Source organism: Thermomonas sp. (assembly GCF_041919455.1).
In the GTDB taxonomy this organism is placed as follows: domain Bacteria; phylum Pseudomonadota; class Gammaproteobacteria; order Xanthomonadales; family Xanthomonadaceae; genus Thermomonas.
On sequence record NZ_JAYRTQ010000003.1, the window covers coordinates 17,856 to 34,824 of the forward strand.

The window sequence follows — 16,969 nt, forward strand, 5'->3', positions numbered from 1 at the left end:
GCGGATCTGCGGCTGCCGCAGGCCGCAGGCCTCAGGCCAGGTACTGGACGATCAGTTCCGAGAGTTCGGATTCGCTGAAGGGCTTGGTGATGTAAGCCTTCGCGCCTTGGCGCATGCCCCAGACGCGGTCGGTGTCCTGGTCCTTGGTGGTCACCAGGATCACCGGGATGTGCTTGGTGGTGGGCTCGCGGGTGATCGAGCGGGTGGCCTGGAAGCCGTTGAGGTTCGGCATCACCACGTCCATCAGGATCAGGTCGGGGATTTCGCGCTTGGCGGCTTCCACGCCTGCCGCGCCGTCTTCGGCAGTCAGTGCGTCGTGGCCCAGCTTTTCGACGATGCGGCGGATGCCCATCAATTGGGAGGGCGAGTCGTCGACGATCAGGATGCGTGCCATGGAGTTCCCCGTGTTTGTGCCGATTGTAGCGGGCGCGTGAATGCCCGCAAGCCGGTCAGTGCGATTCCGCGAGGCGCACCACGGTCCGGCCCAGCGAACCGCCTGCAAGCATCGTGCCGAAGACCGCGGACAGTCCGTCCAGCGTGGTTTCACGGGTGCAGATGGCGTCCAGACCGGCGGGCTTCCAGTCCGACGAAAGGCGTCGCCAGACCTCGTCGCGGATGTCGCGCGCGGTACCGGCCGAAGCCACCCCGAGCAGCGACACGCCGCGGATGATGAACGGCATCACCGTGGCATGCAGTTCATGGCTTGCCGCAAGTCCCGCGGTCGCCACGTTGCCGTACGGCGCGGTCTGCGCGAGCAGGGCGGCGAGCATCGGCCCGCCCACGTTGTCCAGGCCGCCGCCGAAGCGCGCGTTGTCCATCGGGCGAGTGGTGGAGAGCGCATCGCGGCCGAGTACCTCGTTCGCACCGAGGGACTTCAGGTAATCGGTCTGGTCGGCCTTGCCGCTGATTGCGTGCACCTGGTAGCCGGCCTTGGCGAAGATCGCGATCGCCAGTGAACCCACGCCACCGGTTGCGCCGGTGACGCCCAGCGGGCCAAGCGCGGGCGACTGCCGGTTGTCCTGCATCCGCAACAGCGCCAGCGCGGCAGTGAAGCCGGCGGTGCCCAGGATCATCGACTCGCGCAGGCTCAGGCCGCTGGGCAGGGCAACGACCCACTTCGACTCCAGTCGTGCGTATTCGGCGTAACCGCCGTCGCGGGTTTCGGACAGGCCGCTGCCGGTGACCAGGACCGCATCGCCTTCCTTGAAGGTCGGATCGGTCGATGCGACCACGTGGCCGGCGACGTCGATGCCGCCGACCAGCGGGAACCTGCGCAGGATCTTGCCCTGGCCGGTGCCCGCCAGCGCGTCCTTGAAGTTGACCGAGGAGTACGCGGCCTTGATGACGACTTCGCCGGGATTGAGGTCGTCCAGCGCGATCGTTTCGATGCCGCCGCGGTAGCCATCGGCGTCGTCGTGGATGCGGAAGGCGCGGAAGGTCGCGGGAACGCTCATACATCCTCCGGCGTGAGCTTGAGCTGGCTGCGGCGCTTCTCGTCCAGCCACTTGTCGGCCTGCGCCGGCAAGTAATCGCGCATCCAGGCGAGCAGGATGTCGATGTCGTCGCCGTGCCAGAGGTCGTTGCGTTGTTCCGCGTGCAGGAAGCGTTCGCGCACCATGCTGTCGAGCATCGCCATCAAGGGCTGCCAGAAGCCGTTGACGTCGAGGAACGCGCAGGGTTTCTTGCCCAGGCCCAGTTGCCGCCAGGTCAGCATCTCGAACATCTCGTCCAGCGTGCCGAAACCGCCGGGCAGGGCGACGAAACCGTCGGACAACTCGAACATGCGCGCCTTGCGCGTATGCATCGAGTCCACGACTTCCAATCGGGTGACGCCGCGATGCGCGACTTCCCAGTCGACCAGTTGCTGCGGGATCACGCCGATGACGTCGCCGCCATTGGCAAGCACGGCATCCGCGACGATGCCCATCAGGCCGACGTTGCCGCCGCCGTAGACCAGCGCGATGCCATCGGCCGCAAGTCGTGCGCCGAGCGCTCTCGCTTGCGCCGCGTAGGCGGGATTGTTGCCGGCGTTGGAGCCGCAATAGACGCAGATGGTGTTCATGTGTTCAAGCCCCTCTCCCGCCGGGAGAGGGGTTGGGGTGAGGGTACGGCGAAGCCTTGCCGCTTCCAGGACTCCGAACCCTCATCCGGCGCTACGCGCCACCTTCTCCCGGAGGGAGAAGGAGCTGACATCAATTCGCCTTGTGGATCGCCCGCTTGTGCACCGCCATCGCCGCGTCGTGCACGGCTTCGGACAGCGACGGATGGGCGTGGCAGATGCGCGCCAGGTCGTCGGCGCTGCCCTTGAATTCCATCGCCAGCACGCCTTCGTGGACCAGCTCGGAGACGTTCACGCCGACCAGGTGCATGCCCAGGATCGTATCGGTCTCGGCATGCGCCAGCACCTTCACGAAGCCCGCAGGCTCCGCCATCGCCACCGCGCGACCGACCGCCGCGAACGGGAAGCTGCCGGCCTTGTACGGAACGCCCTCTGCCTTCAGCTGCTCCTCGGTCTTGCCGACCCACGCGATTTCCGGCTCGGTGTAGATCACCCACGGAATCGTGTCGAAATTGACGTGGCCGGGCAGGCCGGCGATCAGTTCCGCCACCGCGATGCCTTCCTCGAAGCCCTTGTGCGCGAGCATCGGGCCGCGCACGCAGTCGCCGACCGCCCACACGCCATCGACGCCGGTGTGGCAGTGCTCGTCGACTTCGACCAGGCCACGATCGGTGAGCTTCACCCCGGTGCCATCGGCCAGCAGGCCCTTGGTCGCCGCGCGGCGGCCGACTGCAACCAGCAGCTTGTCGACCACGATGGTCTGCTCGCCCTTGTCGTCGGTGTAGCTGACGTGGACGCCGTCCTTCTTCACTTCGGTGTTGCTGACCTTGCAGCCCAGCCTGATATCCAGGCCCTGCTTCTTGAACTCGCGGGCGGCGACCTTGGCCACTTCGGCATCGGCGGCAGCAAGGAAATTCGGCAGACCCTCGAGGATCGTGACCTGTGAGCCGAGGCGGTTCCACACGCTGCCCAGCTCCAGCCCGATCACGCCGGCACCGATCACGCCCAGGCGCTTCGGCACCGTTTCCAGATCGAGCGCGCCTACGTTGTCGATGATGTGCTCGCCGAACTTCGCGAACGGCAGTTCGATCGAATCCGAGCCGGCCGCGATGATGACGTTGGTTCCCTTCAGTTCGACTTCGCTGCCGTCGTGCTGCTTCACCTTGACGATGTTGCCCGGCTGCAGCTGGCCGAAGCCGTAGAACGCACTCACCTTGTTCGCCTTGAACAGCGCGGCGATGCCGCCGGTGAACTGCTTCACGATGCCGTCCTTGCGCGCGACCATCTTGGCCACGTCGATCGCCGGCTTCTCGAAGCTGATGCCGTGCTGGTCGAAGATGTGGCCCATGTTCCAGAACTGGCGGCTGGAATCCAGCAGCGCCTTCGACGGGATGCAGCCCACGCGCAGGCAGGTACCGCCCAACGCCGGCTTGCCGTCCTTGCCCAGCGCGGCGTCGATGCACGCGGTCTTCAGGCCCAGCTGCGCGGCGCGGATCGCGGCGTGGTAGCCGGCCGGGCCGGCGCCGATCACGACGACATCGAAATTCTGCACTTCACTCATTGCACTTTTTCCTTTCGTTCAAACAGGAAGCCCCGCATGGCGGGGCTTCGTGCGATCACATGCCCAGCAGCATCCGGTGCGGATTCTCGAGCTGGTTCTTGATGTCGACCAGGAACAGGACCGCGTCCTTGCCGTCGATGATCCGGTGGTCGTAGCTCAGCGCGATGTACATCATCGGCGCGGCGACGACCTGGCCGTTCTCGACGATGGCGCGCTCCTTGATCGCATGCATGCCGAGGATCGCGCTCTGCGGCGGATTGACGATCGGCGTGGACATCAGCGAGCCGAAGGTGCCGCCGTTGGTGATGGTGAACGTGCCGCCCTGCAGGTCTTCCAGCGCCAGCTTGCCGTCGCGCGCCTTCTTCGCGTAGTCGGCGATGGCGCCTTCGATGTCGGCGAAGCCCATGCGCTCGACGTTGCGCAGCACCGGCGTGACCAGGCCCTTGTCGGTCGACACCGCGATCGAGATGTCGGCGTAGCCGTGGTAGATCACGTCGCTGCCGTCGACCGAGGCGTTGATGATCGGGTGGCGCTGCAACGCGTTCGCCGCGGCCTTGGCGAAGAAGCTCATGAAGCCGAGCTTGATGCCGTTGGCCTTCTCGAACGATTCGCCCAGCTCCTTGCGCATCGCCATGACCTTGCCGAGGTTGACCTCGTTGAACGAGGTCAGCATCGCGATGCTGTTCTTCGACTGCATCAGGCGCTCGGCGATGCGGGTGCGCATGCGGGTCATCGGCACGCGCTCTTCCGGGCGCGCGCCACCGCTCGCGCCCGCGGTCTTGCCGCTGGCGTAGTTGACGATGTCTTCCTTGGTCACCATGCCGCGGCGGCCGGTGCCGGCCACGTCGACCGGGTTCACGCCGCTGGTGGTGGCAGCGAAGCGCGCACCGGGCGGCAGGTCGCCGGCGGCGGGTGCAGGCGTGGTGCTGGCCGGAGCCGCGGCATGCGCGGCGGCGGCCTGGGCCTTCGGCTGCACCTGCTCGGCGCCGGCGGCCGGGGCGGCTTTCGGTGCTTCGGCGGCGGGTGCTGCCGCTGCGGCAGCGCCTTCCTCGATGACCGCGATCAGCTGCTGGCTGGTGACGGTGGCGCCAGCTTCGAACTTGATTTCCTTGAGCACGCCATCGACCGGCGAGGGCACTTCCAGGACGACCTTGTCGGTTTCCAGGTCGAGCAGGTTCTCGTCGCGCTTGACCGCGTCGCCGGCCTTCTTGTGCCAGGTGGCGATGGTGGCGTCGGACACGGATTCGGGGAGAACCGGAACTTTGACTTCGGTGGCCATGCGGGCGTCCTGTCGGTGATGCGTTGGAATGATGATGCGTGGGGGCTTATTCGGCGCTGATCTCGGCGCCGACCGGATTGACCAGCGCGTCGGCGACCAGCTTGTTCTGCTCGGCGACATGCTCGGCCAGGTGTCCGGCGGCGGGCGAGGGCGAACGCGGGCGGCCGGCGTAGCTCAGCGACTGCTTGCCCTGCAGGCAGGCCTGCAGGTGATGCTTGATCTGGTACCACGCGCCCTGGTTTTGCGGCTCTTCCTGGCACCAGATGACCTCGGTGGCGGAGGCGAAACGCTTGAGTTCGGCGGCGAGTTCGGGGCGCGGGAACGGATACAGCTGTTCGACGCGGACCAGGGCAACGTCGGTGATGCCCTGCTTCTGCGCCTCGTCAAGCAGGTCGTAGTAGACCTTGCCGGAGCAGGCGACGACACGGCGTACCTTCTTCGCGGAGGCATTGCTGTCCGGGATCAGGCGCTGGAACTCGCCATTGGCCAGTTCGTCCAGCGTCGACACCGCCAGCTTGTGGCGCAGCAGCGACTTCGGGGTCATCACCACCAGCGGCTTGCGCGTGCCCATGCGCATCTGCCGGCGGATCATGTGGAAATCCTGCGCGGGCGTGGTCGGCGCGCAGACGATCATGTTCTCCAGCGCGCACAGCTGCAGGAAACGCTCCAGGCGCGCCGAGCTGTGTTCCGGACCTTGCCCTTCGTACCCATGCGGCAGGAACAGCGCGAGGCCGCACAGGCGATCCCACTTGGCCTCGCCGGAGGACAGGAACTGGTCGATCACCACCTGGGCGCCGTTGGCGAAATCGCCGAACTGGCCTTCCCAGATGTCCAGGGTCATCGGATCGGCGGTGGCGTAGCCGTATTCGAACGCCATCACCGCTTCCTCGCTGAGCAGCGAATCGATGATGGTCACGTCCTCCAGGCTGCGGGTCGGCGTGTCCTTCACCAGTTCGCGCAGCGGCAGGTAGTAATTGTCGGTGGCCTGGTCGTGCAGGATCGCGTGGCGATGGAAAAACGTGCCGCGGCCGCAGTCCTGGCCGACCAGGCGCAGGCGATAGCCTTCCTGGACCAGGGTGGCGTACGCCAGGTTCTCGGCGAAGCCCCAATCGCCGGCCTGCTCACCGGCGGCCATCTTGCGGCGGTCCTCGTAGATCTTGGCGACGCGCGGATGCAGCTTGACCGCGTCCGGGATCGCATTGATGCGGGTGGCGAGGTCGTCGAGGGTGGCGCGCTCGACGCGGGTGTCGACCGGGTCGGACAATTTCGCCGACAGGTACGGGCGCCAGTCGATGGTGAATTCGTCAGCCTTGACCTGCACGACCTCGGTCGTCACGTCGCCGGCGTCGAGCTTGTTGCGGTAGCCATCGACCAGCGCCTGCGACGCGGCCGCGGCCACGCTGCCTTCGCCATCGAGCCGCGCGGCGTAGAGCTCGCGCGTGGTCTTCATCGCGCGGATCTTCTGGTACATCAGCGGCTGGGTCGCCGCCGGCTCGTCGGCCTCGTTGTGGCCATGGCGGCGGTAGCAGACCAGGTCGATGACCACGTCCTTGCCGAAGCGCTGGCGGAAATCGAAGGCCATTTCCGACACGAAGGCCACGGCTTCCGGATCGTCGCCGTTCACGTGCAGGATCGGCGCGCCGATCATCTTCGCCACGTCGGTGCAGTACAGCGTGGAACGCGCGTCTTCCGCGGCGCTGGTGGTGAAGCCGACCTGGTTGTTGATCACGATGTGCACCGTGCCGCCGACGCGGAAGCCGCGAGCCTGCGACATCTGGAACAGTTCCATCACCACGCCCTGGCCGGCGAAGGCGGCATCGCCGTGCAGCAGGATCGGCAGGACCTGCTTGCGCTCCTTGTCGTTGCGGCGCAGCTGGCGCGAACGCACGCTGCCGACCACCACCGGATCGACGATCTCGAGGTGCGACGGGTTGAACGCCAGCGCCAGGTGGACCGGGCCGCCCGGGGTGGCGACGTCGGCGGAGAAGCCCATGTGGTACTTCACGTCGCCGGTGTGCGCATGGTCGCCGGCGCGGCTGTGCTCGAACTTGCCTTCGAACTCGTCGAACAGCTTGCGCGGCGGCTTGCCCATCGTGTTGACCAGCACGTTGAGGCGGCCGCGGTGGGCCATGCCGATCACGATGTCCTTGACCCCGTCGCCGCCGGCGCGCTGGATCATCACGTCGAGCATGGGGATGAGGCTGTCGCCGCCTTCCAGCGAGAAGCGCTTCTGGCCGACGTACTTGGTGTGCAGGTAGCGCTCGAGGCCCTCGGCGGCGGTCAGGCGCTCGAGGATGCGCTGCTTGTCGTCGGCGTTGCGACCGTAATTGCCGGCGGCCTTCTCCAGGCGCTCGTACATCCAGCGGCGCTGTTCCGCGTCGGTGATGTGCATGAACTCGGCGCCGACGCTGCCGGCATAGGTCGCCTTGAGCAGGTTGACCAGTTCGCCCAGCTTCATGCGCTCGCGGCCACCGACGCCACCGGTGCTGAACTCGCTGCCGGTATCGCTTTCGGAGAGGCGGTGGAAGCCCAGTGCCAGGTCGGGTGCCTCGGGCTTGATGGTCAGGCCGAGCGGATCGAGGTTGGCGGCCAGATGACCGCGCGACCGGTACGCCGTGATCAGCTTGCCGACCCCGCGCTCGCGTTCGTCGCCCGCGCCGCTTGCCGCCGTGACCACGCCGCGCGCGGCCAACCGGCCGGCCTGGGCGATCTGGTCGATGACCGCGGAGTGCGGGACGTCGCCGGCTTCGCGGCCCTTGAGGCCGTCGAAGTACTGCCGCCACTTGGCGTCGACGCTGTCCGGGGCGACCAGGTATTGCTCGTAAAGATCCTCCACATAGGCGCCATTGGCACCGAGTTGCGAGGTCTGGGCAAACTGCTTCAGGAGACTGTCCACCATGGCGTGGCTAGCGGCCTTGCGATAAGTGATTGATCCGGATGAAGTTGCCATCCGGTGCGGGCCCGATGAATGGGCGGGCGAAAGGATCGGAATTATAGCCGGAGCGGCTTGCGCACCGCATCACATCCCTTCGTCGAAGGGGCAGAGGGTTCACAGTCCGAGCGCGCGGTACTCGCTCACCGGGCGCGAGCGCTGCCAGCCGTCGTCGAAGCGCGCGGCCAGTTGCCGGACCTTGGCGGGGGCATCCTGTTCGGCCTCGCCCTGCACGCGCTCGCCGAGCCCACGCAGGTAATAGCCGCCGCCATCGCCGGCGATCCAGGCGGCCGGATCGTTGCGGTCCACGGGGTCCTGCAGCTCGCGGAACTGGAAGATGCTGGGCAGGCGCTGGGCCAGCGCCAGCAGGGGCGCGTGCGCCTGCTGCGGGGCGGCGGCATCGTGCAGCAACACCAGCACCTGCTGCCCGCCTCCACGGGTGGCGAAGCCGCGCAGGGCCTGCAACACGCTGCCTTCGTCGTACAGCCACGGGTCCAGCGCGACGCTGCGGATCCACACCGTACGGCGCGCGCGTTCGATGATGCCGATGGCGGCCTCGATGCCGGCCTCGCGGCTGTCGATCCGTGCCGGGCCGGTGAACGCAAGCACCATCGCCTGGTGCTCGATGCCGGCTTCCATGAAGCGCTCGCCCTCGGGCTGGAAACCGTGCCGCGCGTAGAAGCCCATCGCGCTGGCCTGCGAATTCAGCCGCACCTCCGGCCAACCGCGCCTGCGCGCTTCGTCCAGCAGGGCGCGCAACAGCGCATCGCCGATGCCGCGCCCGCGCCAGGCCGCACGCACCGCCATCCGCCCGATGTGGTGGTCCGGGGTCAGTCGCGCGGTGCCGACCGGGCTGCCGTCGAGCAGCCGGGCCAGCACATGCGTGCACAGTGGATCCAGCGCATCGCGTTCCAGGGTGATCGGCACGCCCTGTTCGCCGACGAAGACCTCATCGCGCACACTGCGCAATTCGGCGAGCGCGGTATCGAAGCCGACCACGTCGACCCGGTAGGGCTGCAGGCGCGGGTCGTCTGTCATTCCGCTTCGTCCTCGCCGGTATCCAGTCGGTAGTGCCCGCCTTCCAGCAGGGCGAAGACGACATCGCGCCCGGCGGCGGAGAGGCTGTCGTAGAGCGTGCCATCAACCTCGTTCGCGGCTGCCAGTCGCTGCGCGTCGCGCACCGGCAATGCATGGGCCTGTCCGCCCGCATAGAGGCGGGCACCCTTCGATGCGCGCCGCCACGCCATCCGCGACCAGGGATGGCGTTGCAGCAGTGCGCCGTGGCCCAGGTCCCATTCGACCTCGATGCGCGGCCTCGGGGTATCGTCGGCGGCCGGTTGCACCGCGCTGCGATAGGTGGTCACGAAGCCGCCGAACCAGTCGCCGAAGCGGTCCGGGTCGTCCATCCGCAGTTGGCGCAAGGCCTCGACCACGCGCTGCATCGCCGCCTCGTCGATTTCGTGCGCGTCCCTCGGTGGTTGCAGGTCCGGGTCGGCGTAGCGCAATGCGTCCGGCGCCTCCGCGCAGAGGGCATCAACATAGTCGCCAAGCAGTTCCGCCGTCGCCGGCGCGCGCATGCCGACCGAGAAGGTCAGGCACGGATCCTGGGCAATGCCGTGGTGGGGAACGCCCGGCGGCAGGTAGAGCATGTCGCCGGGGGCGAGCACCCAGTCGTGGTCCGGATGGAAGTCGCGCAGCAATTTCAGTTCCACGTCGTCGCGGAACGCGAGTGGTGGCGCATCCGACGCATCGATCTGCCAGCGCCGGTGGCCCTGGGCCTGCAGCAGGAACACGTCGTACTGGTCGACATGCGCGCCGACCGAACCGCCGGTGGCGGCGAAGCTGACCATGACGTCGTCGATCCGCCAGCGCGGCAGGAAATCGAAGCGGTCGAGCAGGGCGCGCAGGTCGCCGTCCCACTTGTCCATGTCCTGCACCAGCAGGGTCCAGTCGTGGTCGGGCAGGCCGGGAAAGTCCTCTTCCGCGAACGGCCCGTGGCGCACGCGCCAGCCATCGCCGGCCGCGTCGTGTTCGATCAGCCGGGCCAGCACGCCGTCTTCGCAGGCCAGTCCGGCCAGGTCCTCGGGTTGCAGCGGCGACTCGTAACCGGGGAATGCGTTGCGGATCAGTAGCGGCTTCTTCTGCCAGTAGTCGCGCAGGAATTCGGCGGCAGGCATGCCGAGGAAGTGCTTCGCGGTGGCGTGGACTTCGATCATGGCGCGGTTCCCTTGCGTTCCTCGCCGAGGCGCTTGTCGAGGTTGCTGCGCGCGCCCGCCGCGAATCGCCTGCAGGCGGCCGCATCGATCAACGGCGAATCACCCTTGAAGCGCGCCAGCAGGTCGCTGGCCACGGGGTGCGGGGTGATCAGCAGGTCGCATGGCAACGCCTCGACCACGTCGAGGCTGCGCTGGAACGCGGCGACATAGTCCGGATGATCGGAAAACCGGTACGCGTCGTCGGTCAGCGCGCTGTGGCTGTCCACGTAGGCGATGTCCACGCATCGGGTGCCTTCGCAGGCGCGCCAGGTCCAGCTGGTGCCGCCGGGTGCGTGGCCGGGCGTGGCGTGCGAGGCCAGTGCGAGCGTACCCAGGCGCACCACCTCGCCGTCGGCGAGCGCGCGCACGTCGCCCACGGGCGGGAAGCCGGTGAGCTCGCCGAGTTGCGGATCCTCGCGATCGGAGCTGCCGCGGCGCAGGGTGGCGATGGCGGGGCCGCGCGCGAGGAGCGGCGCGCCGGTCTCGCGCTGCAGGCCTGCCAGCCCGCCGGCATGGTCCATGTGTTCATGGGTGTTGAGCAGCCGCTTCACCTGGCGCGGATCGAAGCCCAGGGCGCGGATGTTCGCGAGGATCGCCGCGGGTGCCTGTTCGGTGGCGCCATCGATCAGGATCGCGCCGGCATCGCCCACGACCAGCACAGCGGCGATGCCGCAGGTGCCCACGTAATAGGTGTTGCCGAAGATCTTCCTCGGCGGCGCGCGGTCGCTCCAGCCGTCCATCGGGCTGGCGTCCAGCGGGCAGGCCGGCACATTGGCGAGGTCAGCGACGGCGGCTGGCGTCGCGGCGTGGCGCTCCGCCGGTGCCGCGCAGGCTGCGAGCAGCGCGGTGGCGATCGCCGCGGCGAATCTGTGCGGCCTACTCATACCGTCTGCGCGAGCTGTTTGGCCAGGCCGGTGTAACTGCCCGGGGTCATCTCCAGCAGGCGCTGCTTGTCGACGGCGGGCAGGTCGAGGGTGGCGATGAACTCGCGCATCGAGGCTTCGGTGATGCCCTGGCCGCGGGTGAGCGCCTTGAGTTGTTCGTACGGGTTCGGCAGTCCATGGCGGCGCATCACCGTTTGCACGGCCTCGGCGAGCACTTCCCAACTGGCATCGAGGTCGGCGGCCAGCCGCTCCGGATTGACGCTGAGCTTGCCCAGCCCGCGCTGCAGGGCATCGAAGCCGATCAGCATGTGGCCGAACGCGGTGCCGAGCGCACGCAGCACGGTGGAGTCGGTGAGGTCGCGCTGCCAGCGGCTGACCGGCAGCTTGGCGGCGAAATGCTCGAACAGCGCACTGGCGATGCCGAAGTTGCCTTCCGCGTTCTCGAAGTCGATCGGGTTGACCTTGTGCGGCATCGTGCTGCTGCCGACTTCACCGGCCTTCAGCGCCTGCTTGAAGTAGCCCTGCGAGATGTAGCCCCAGACGTCGCGGCACAGGTCGATGGCGATGGTGTCGATGCGCTTGCAGGCATCGCAGAGTTCGGCGATGCCGTCGTGCGGTTCGATCTGGGTGGTGTAGGGCTGCCAGTCCAGGCCAAGCGATCCCACGAAGCGTTGCGAGAACTCGGGCCAGTCGATATCGGGATACGCGGCGACGTGGGCGTTGTAGTTGCCCACCGCACCGTTGATCTTGCCCGGCATCGGCAGCGCGGCCAGCGCTTCGCCCTGGCGCTGCAGGCGGGCGACCACGTTCGCCAGTTCCTTGCCGACGGTGGTCGGTGAAGCCGTCTGCCCGTGGGTGCGCGACAGCATCGGCAACGCAGCATGTTCGCGAGCCATTTCGCGCAGCTTCGCGATCAGCGCATCGAGCTTTGGCAGCAGCACGTGCTGGCGCGCCTTGCTCAGCAGCAGGGCGTAGGAGAGGTTGTTGATGTCCTCGCTGGTGCAGGCGAAATGCACGAACTCCAGTGCCGGGCCGAGCTCGGCATCGTCCTGCAGGCGTTCCTTGATGAAGTACTCGACCGCCTTCACGTCGTGGTTGGTTGTCGCTTCGATGGCCTTGACCCGCGCTGCGTCCTCGACCGAGAAGTCCTGTGCCAGCGCACGCAGGCTGCCCGTGGCGGCTTCGGAGAACGGCGCCAGTTCGGGGATGCCGGGTTCCGCGGCCAGCGCCAGCAGCCATTCGACTTCCACCTTCACCCGCGCGCGGATGAGGCCGTACTCGGAGAAGATCGGGCGCAGGGCGTCGACCTTCGAGGCATAACGGCCGTCGAGCGGCGACAGGGCGGTCAGGGTCTCGGACATGGGGTTTCGCGCGGGTGGGGAACGCCAATTCTAAACCCCGCCGGCGCTATGCTCGGCCAATTCCCAATGGAGCAGGCCGATGGCCAAGCCGGCCAGCAAGAACCCCCGGATGCGCATCGAACGCGACAGCATGGGCGAGTTGCGCGTCCCGGCATCCGCCCTGTGGGGGGCGCAGACACAGCGTGCTCTGGACAACTTCCACCTGTCCGGCCGGCCGATGCCGTCGGCCTTCGTCCAGGCATTGGCGCTGGTGAAGGCCTCGGCGGCGGTGGTCAATGGCCACCTGGGCCTGCTGGATCGCGCGCGTGCCGACGCCATCATGGAAGCCGCCACCGCCATCGCCGGTGGCGCGCACGCGGACCAGTTCCCGGTCGACCGCTACCAGACCGGGTCCGGCACCTCGAGCAACATGAATGCCAACGAGGTCATCGCCCACGTGGCCGCGGCGGCCTCGCAGCAGGCGATCCATCCCAACGACCACGTCAACCTGGGCCAGAGCAGCAACGATGTCATCCCCACCGCGCTGCGGGTGATGGCGGTGCAAGGCGCCAGGCAGGATCTCCTGCCGGCGTTGCGCCACTTGCGCAAGACCATCGACAAGCGCGCCAAGGCGCTCGGCAGGATCGTCAAGACCGGCCGCACGCATCTGATGGACGCGATGCCGCTGACCGTGGCGCAGGAGTTCGGCGCGTGGTCGGCGCAACTGGATTCCGCGCAGGCGCGCATCGAGGACAGCCTCAAGCGCGTGCGCCGGCTGCCGATCGGTGGCACCGCGATCGGCACCGGGATCAATGCGCATCCGAAATTCGGAAAGGGCGTGGCCAAGGCGCTGTCGGTCGCCACCGGGGCGAAATTCGAACAGGCCACGAACACGTTCGAGGGGCTCGCCGCGCAGGACGACCTGGTGGAGTTGTCCGGCCAGCTCAACGCGCTCGCGGTGGCGCTGATGAAGATCGGCAATGACCTGCGCTGGATGAATTCAGGCCCGCTGGCAGGACTGGGCGAGATCGAACTGCCGGCATTGCAGCCGGGCTCTTCGATCATGCCAGGCAAGGTCAATCCGGTGATCCCGGAGGCGCTGTGCATGGCCTGCGCGCAGGTGATGGGCCTGCATCACGCGATCTCGATCGCCGGGCAGAGCGGCAATTTCCAGCTCAACGTGATGTTGCCGTTGATCGCCTGCGACATCGATGAGTCGCTGCAGTTGCTGTCGACCACCATGGTCGCATTGGCCGACAAGGCGATCGCCGGCCTGCGCATTCGCGAAGGCAATCTTGCCGCGGCGCTTGATCGCAATCCGATCCTGGTCACCGCGCTGAATCCGGTGATCGGCTACGAGAAAGCGGCGTCGATCGCCAAACGCGCCTATGCCGAAGGCCGGGCAGTGCTGAACGTCGCGCTGGAGGACAGTGGTCTGGACGAAAAAACGCTGCGCCGGTTGCTGGATCCCGCCGATCTTGCGAAAGGCGGCATCAAGGCCGGGGCAGTGGCTGGTGCGGGCTGAGCGAAGCGAAGGATCTGCCTGATGAAAAGCAGGTCCTTCACCTTGTTCAGGACGACAGCTTCATCAGTCGCGCGCCGGCCATTCCCCCGGCACCTTCATGCCGCCCAGGAAGGCCAGTGCGCCCTGGCAGGTCTTGGTCTTCTGTTCCGGCGTGCCCGAATCGAGCGCGCCAAGCCGCTTGGCGATGATCCGTTCGCGATAGCTGCGCACCGTTTCGTCGGGCTGCAGTTCGGCGAGGGTGAGCATCCGTCCCCGTTCGATCTGGTCCTGGTGCGTGTTCACGTAACGGAAGTAGAGCGGTGCCGCACGTTGCAGGTAGCCGGCGTCGGCCACGCTGCATTTCTCGATCAGGACCGGCATCGCGAACGTGGCGACGTAGGCGACATGATCCTGGAACGCCTGGTTGAGCTTGGGGTCGTCCGCCGCTTGCGCGACGGTGAACGGCGACGCCAGGGCAAACGCAAGCAGCATGGGTTTCATCATGGTCGTCCGGGTCAGCCGCTGGTGACCGCAACGCCCTTGCCCTTGCCGACATCCTTGCCGCAGTCCTCGATGTCAGCCTGGGTCATGCGCGCGTAGGGTTTGAACTCGGGCAAGGTGGCGGCCAACGACTGCTGGCCGGCCATCAATGCCGGCAGGCGGGAGCAGAGCTTCATCGCCTCGGCCTCGATCTTGGTGGCCTCGGCTTCGATCTTCTTCTCGAATTCCTTTTCGCCGTCCTTGCCGCCGAAGATCGCGCCGACCGCGCCGGAAATCGCATGGCCGGCGATGTTGGCGCCCTGGGCGCCGATCGCCATGCCAGCCTCTGCAATGCCCATGATCTGGCCGCGATAGGCCAGCAATTCGGTGCGTTGCGCCGGGGTGATCGCCACGGCCTTGCCTTCGATCAGCAAGTCGCCCTGCGGGGTGATCTCCGCTTTCGGGAGGCTGCTGTCGCCGGTGTTCCACTCGCGGCCGTTGACGTTGATGTTGACGCCGTCGCTGATGCTGATGTTCTTGGTGGCCAGTTCCTTGCGGGCCTCTTCGATCGCCCCGCCCACGTGGCGGCCGATGAAGCTGTCGTTGCCGCTGGCGACCGGCGGTGCCGGTGCCGCCGGCGGCGCGGGCGGTGCCGGCGGCTGGCTGCAGCCGATCAGCGGGACACCTGCGAGCAGCGCGATGGCGAGGAGGTTGCGGGTCTTCATCGTCTTGTCCTGGAATGAGGGGGGAGGTGGCTCAGTTGTCGTCGCGCCAGCGGCGCAGGCGGACCGCACCGACCAGCATCACGATGCCGGCGGCCGCACCGATCCACAGTTGCGGGGTGGTCAGCACGCTGTAGGTCGAACGCAGCACCATGGCATGGCTGGGCAGGTCGCCCTTGGCAAGCGCGCCGATCTCCATCGCATCGATCCAGGAACCGGGGAACACGCTCAGCAGGCTGCGGGCCACGATGTTCTTCCAGAACCAGCCGCTCTGCAGGTCGAACACGTTCATCACTTCGAACCAGCTGATGAAGATGCCGGCGAACACCGGAATCACGATCGCCCACAGGAAGGGCATGCTCTTCGACCAGGCCGAGCACAGCATCAGCCAACCGACCGCCGGCAGCGCCCACAGGGCATAGATCGGGATCGAGGCCAGCAACAGGCCGGCATTGGCCAGCGGGCTGCCAGGACCCCACAGCAGGGTCAGCGGGTTGCCGTTGTGCAGCACCATCCACGCGCTGATCAGCAACAGGAAGGCGAACATGCAGGCGATCGCGGCGCCCACCGCCAGGGCCGGGGCGACCAGCAGCGCGCTGGCGGCCTTGGAGAACACCGTGTCCCGGTCGGACAGCGGCAGCGACTTCCAGAACAGCACGCTGCGATCCTTGCGTTCGTCGTACAGGCTGCCCAGGCAGTAGAAGAACACCACGAAGCCGAGCACCACGAGGGGCCACATCGACGATGCCAGCATGCTGAGGTCCACGCCCCCGGCCAGCTTGTCCATGTCGCCGGGGTCGATCTTCGAGGTCAGTGCGCCCAGGTCGAGGCCGTTGATCTTCACGTCACCGTCGATCTGCATCTTGCCGCTGGCGATCGCCTTGCGCGCCGCCACCTCGCCGACCACCAGCGCCATCAGCGCCAGCAGCAGGGAGACCGCGCCCGCCCACACCGGGGCCCAGAGGAAGCCGCCCTTGTGCTCCCAGAACTCGCGTTTCAGCAACAGCTTGAACTTGTGCGTGGCATGCGGCGCCGTGCGCGGCGCGCGCGGGGTCGCGACATCCATTTCCATCGCGTCGACGGGGGTGTTCATGCGTAGGTTCCCTTCATGGTGGCGACGAACAGGTCGGCCAGGCCCGGCGTGCGGGTCTCGCCCAGCGCGGCCAGGCGCGCCGGGTCGGTGCCGTCGAACAACATCACGGTCTTGCCGAACGGCAGGGCGCGTTCGTCGATCGGGTTGAGCGCGCGCGCTTCGTCCTGCTTGCCGGCATCGACCAGTACTTCGGTGTAACGGACGGCGAGGGTGTCCATCGGCGCATCCAGGACCATCCTGCCGTCGCGGATGAACATCACGTCGGTGAGGATGTGCTCGATCTCCTCCACCTGGTGGGTGGTGACGATGATCGTCTTGTCCTCGTCGAAGTAATCCTCCAGCAGGCGCTGGTAGAACTGCTTGCGGTAGAGGATGTCCAGGCCCAGGGTGGGTTCGTCCAGGACCAGCAGCTTGGCCTCGATCGCCATCACCAGCGCCAGGTGCAGCTGCACGATCATGCCCTTGGACATTTCGCGCACGCGCAGGTTGTCGGTGAGCTGGGTGCCGTGCAGGAAGCGGCGGCACTTGGCGGCGTCGAAGCGCGGGTGCACGCCGGCGACGAACTCGATGGCGTCCTTGACCTTGATCCAGCGCGGCAGCACGGCGACGTCGGCGATGAAGCAGACCTCGTTCATCAGCTCGTCGCGCTGGGTGCGCGGATCCTTGCCCAGCACCTTCAGTTCGCCGTCGAACGGCACCAGGCCCAGGATCGCCTTGAGCGCGGTGGTCTTGCCGGCGCCGTTCGGCCCGATCAGGCCGACGATGCGCCCGCCGCGGATATCGAAGTCGGTGCCATTCAACGCGACCTTGTTCTTGTAGGCCTTGCGCAGGCCGCGCGCGGTGATCACGGAACGGTCCAT

At 67.3% G+C, this 16,969-nt stretch carries 15 protein-coding genes; 1 reads left to right on the forward strand and 14 read right to left on the reverse strand.

Translation table 11 applies throughout. The features are described from left to right. Window positions 1–31: 31 nt before the first annotated feature. The 10 genes from ACE3T8_RS02305 to purB all read right to left on the reverse strand — a co-directional run bounded on the left by ACE3T8_RS02305 (window position 32) and on the right by purB (window position 12,331). The gene (locus ACE3T8_RS02305) at window positions 32–394 is read right to left on the reverse strand and encodes a response regulator (protein ID WP_374352599.1); all 363 of its coding nucleotides are present in this window, start codon (window positions 392–394) and stop codon (window positions 32–34) included. Between the two features lie 55 nt (window positions 395–449). After that, window positions 450–1,454 carry a YhdH/YhfP family quinone oxidoreductase gene (locus ACE3T8_RS02310; protein WP_374606481.1) on the reverse strand — a complete coding sequence of 335 codons (1,005 nt, stop codon included), beginning with the start codon at window positions 1,452–1,454 and terminating at the stop codon, window positions 450–452. Beyond that, a complete protein-coding gene (locus ACE3T8_RS02315) occupies window positions 1,451–2,062 on the reverse strand; it encodes a TIGR00730 family Rossman fold protein (RefSeq protein ID WP_374606483.1) in 612 nt (203 codons plus the stop codon). The genes ACE3T8_RS02310 and ACE3T8_RS02315 overlap by 4 nt, the downstream gene beginning before the upstream one ends. A 130-nt stretch (window positions 2,063–2,192) precedes the next feature. After that, on the reverse strand, window positions 2,193–3,620 hold the full coding sequence (lpdA, locus tag ACE3T8_RS02320; RefSeq protein WP_374606485.1) for a dihydrolipoyl dehydrogenase: 1,428 nt from the start codon (window positions 3,618–3,620) through the stop codon (window positions 2,193–2,195). A 55-nt stretch (window positions 3,621–3,675) separates the two neighbouring features. Then, window positions 3,676–4,899, reverse strand: a complete 1,224-nt coding sequence (gene sucB / locus ACE3T8_RS02325; protein WP_374606487.1) for a dihydrolipoyllysine-residue succinyltransferase — start codon at window positions 4,897–4,899, stop codon at window positions 3,676–3,678. A 46-nt stretch (window positions 4,900–4,945) separates the two neighbouring features. Next, window positions 4,946–7,795 carry a 2-oxoglutarate dehydrogenase E1 component gene (locus tag ACE3T8_RS02330; protein WP_374606744.1) on the reverse strand — a complete coding sequence of 950 codons (2,850 nt, stop codon included), beginning with the start codon at window positions 7,793–7,795 and terminating at the stop codon, window positions 4,946–4,948. 153 nt (window positions 7,796–7,948) lie between these two features. Continuing rightward, a complete protein-coding gene (locus ACE3T8_RS02335) occupies window positions 7,949–8,869 on the reverse strand; it encodes a GNAT family N-acetyltransferase (protein WP_374606488.1) in 921 nt (306 codons plus the stop codon). Beyond that, entirely contained in the window at window positions 8,866–10,047 is a 1,182-nt protein-coding gene (locus ACE3T8_RS02340; protein ID WP_374606490.1) for a JmjC domain-containing protein, read from the reverse strand. The genes ACE3T8_RS02335 and ACE3T8_RS02340 overlap by 4 nt, the downstream gene beginning before the upstream one ends. After that, window positions 10,044–10,970 carry a subclass B3 metallo-beta-lactamase gene (bla, locus tag ACE3T8_RS02345; protein ID WP_374606492.1) on the reverse strand — a complete coding sequence of 309 codons (927 nt, stop codon included), beginning with the start codon at window positions 10,968–10,970 and terminating at the stop codon, window positions 10,044–10,046. The genes ACE3T8_RS02340 and bla overlap by 4 nt, the downstream gene beginning before the upstream one ends. Beyond that, a complete protein-coding gene (gene purB / locus ACE3T8_RS02350; RefSeq protein WP_374606493.1) occupies window positions 10,967–12,331 on the reverse strand; it encodes an adenylosuccinate lyase in 1,365 nt (454 codons plus the stop codon). Before purB ends, bla begins: the two co-directional genes overlap by 4 nt. A 79-nt stretch (window positions 12,332–12,410) precedes the next feature. Here purB and ACE3T8_RS02355 point away from each other — a divergent pair, with 79 nt between their 5' ends. Then, a complete protein-coding gene (locus ACE3T8_RS02355) occupies window positions 12,411–13,835 on the forward strand; it encodes a class II fumarate hydratase (RefSeq protein ID WP_374606494.1) in 1,425 nt (474 codons plus the stop codon). 63 nt (window positions 13,836–13,898) lie between these two features. On the opposite strand, the gene ACE3T8_RS02360 is transcribed toward ACE3T8_RS02355, so the two are convergent. The 4 genes from ACE3T8_RS02360 to ACE3T8_RS02375 are packed head-to-tail and all read right to left on the reverse strand — an operon-like array spanning window position 13,899 to window position 16,969. Then, entirely contained in the window at window positions 13,899–14,315 is a 417-nt protein-coding gene (locus ACE3T8_RS02360; RefSeq protein ID WP_374606495.1) for a hypothetical protein, read from the reverse strand. 14 nt (window positions 14,316–14,329) lie between these two features. After that, the gene (locus ACE3T8_RS02365) at window positions 14,330–15,019 is read right to left on the reverse strand and encodes a hypothetical protein (protein WP_374606497.1); all 690 of its coding nucleotides are present in this window, start codon (window positions 15,017–15,019) and stop codon (window positions 14,330–14,332) included. A gap of 31 nt (window positions 15,020–15,050) precedes the next feature. After that, on the reverse strand, window positions 15,051–16,109 hold the full coding sequence (locus ACE3T8_RS02370; protein WP_374606498.1) for a hypothetical protein: 1,059 nt from the start codon (window positions 16,107–16,109) through the stop codon (window positions 15,051–15,053). Continuing rightward, window positions 16,106–16,969: an ABC transporter ATP-binding protein gene (locus tag ACE3T8_RS02375; protein WP_374606500.1), complete on the reverse strand. Its 864-nt coding sequence runs from the start codon at window positions 16,967–16,969 to the stop codon at window positions 16,106–16,108. The genes ACE3T8_RS02370 and ACE3T8_RS02375 overlap by 4 nt, the downstream gene beginning before the upstream one ends.

Bases quoted from the DNA above. Each gene is read 5' to 3' on its own strand.
- ACE3T8_RS02305 (WP_374352599.1), bottom strand. From the start codon at position 394: ATGGCACGCATCCTGATCGTCGACGACTCGCCCTCCCAATTGATGGGC.
- ACE3T8_RS02310 (WP_374606481.1), bottom strand. From the start codon at position 1,454: ATGAGCGTTCCCGCGACCTTCCGCGCCTTCCGCATCCACGACGACGCC.
- ACE3T8_RS02315 (WP_374606483.1), bottom strand. From the start codon at position 2,062: ATGAACACCATCTGCGTCTATTGCGGCTCCAACGCCGGCAACAATCCC.
- lpdA (WP_374606485.1), bottom strand. From the start codon at position 3,620: ATGAGTGAAGTGCAGAATTTCGATGTCGTCGTGATCGGCGCCGGCCCG.
- sucB (WP_374606487.1), bottom strand. From the start codon at position 4,899: ATGGCCACCGAAGTCAAAGTTCCGGTTCTCCCCGAATCCGTGTCCGAC.
- ACE3T8_RS02335 (WP_374606488.1), bottom strand. From the start codon at position 8,869: ATGACAGACGACCCGCGCCTGCAGCCCTACCGGGTCGACGTGGTCGGC.
- ACE3T8_RS02340 (WP_374606490.1), bottom strand. From the start codon at position 10,047: ATGATCGAAGTCCACGCCACCGCGAAGCACTTCCTCGGCATGCCTGCC.
- bla (WP_374606492.1), bottom strand. From the start codon at position 10,970: ATGAGTAGGCCGCACAGATTCGCCGCGGCGATCGCCACCGCGCTGCTC.
- purB (WP_374606493.1), bottom strand. From the start codon at position 12,331: ATGTCCGAGACCCTGACCGCCCTGTCGCCGCTCGACGGCCGTTATGCC.
- ACE3T8_RS02355 (WP_374606494.1), top strand. From the start codon at position 12,411: ATGGCCAAGCCGGCCAGCAAGAACCCCCGGATGCGCATCGAACGCGAC.
- ACE3T8_RS02360 (WP_374606495.1), bottom strand. From the start codon at position 14,315: ATGAAACCCATGCTGCTTGCGTTTGCCCTGGCGTCGCCGTTCACCGTC.
- ACE3T8_RS02365 (WP_374606497.1), bottom strand. From the start codon at position 15,019: ATGAAGACCCGCAACCTCCTCGCCATCGCGCTGCTCGCAGGTGTCCCG.
- ACE3T8_RS02370 (WP_374606498.1), bottom strand. From the start codon at position 16,109: ATGAACACCCCCGTCGACGCGATGGAAATGGATGTCGCGACCCCGCGC.
- ACE3T8_RS02375 (WP_374606500.1), bottom strand. From the start codon at position 16,969: ATGGACCGTTCCGTGATCACCGCGCGCGGCCTGCGCAAGGCCTACAAG.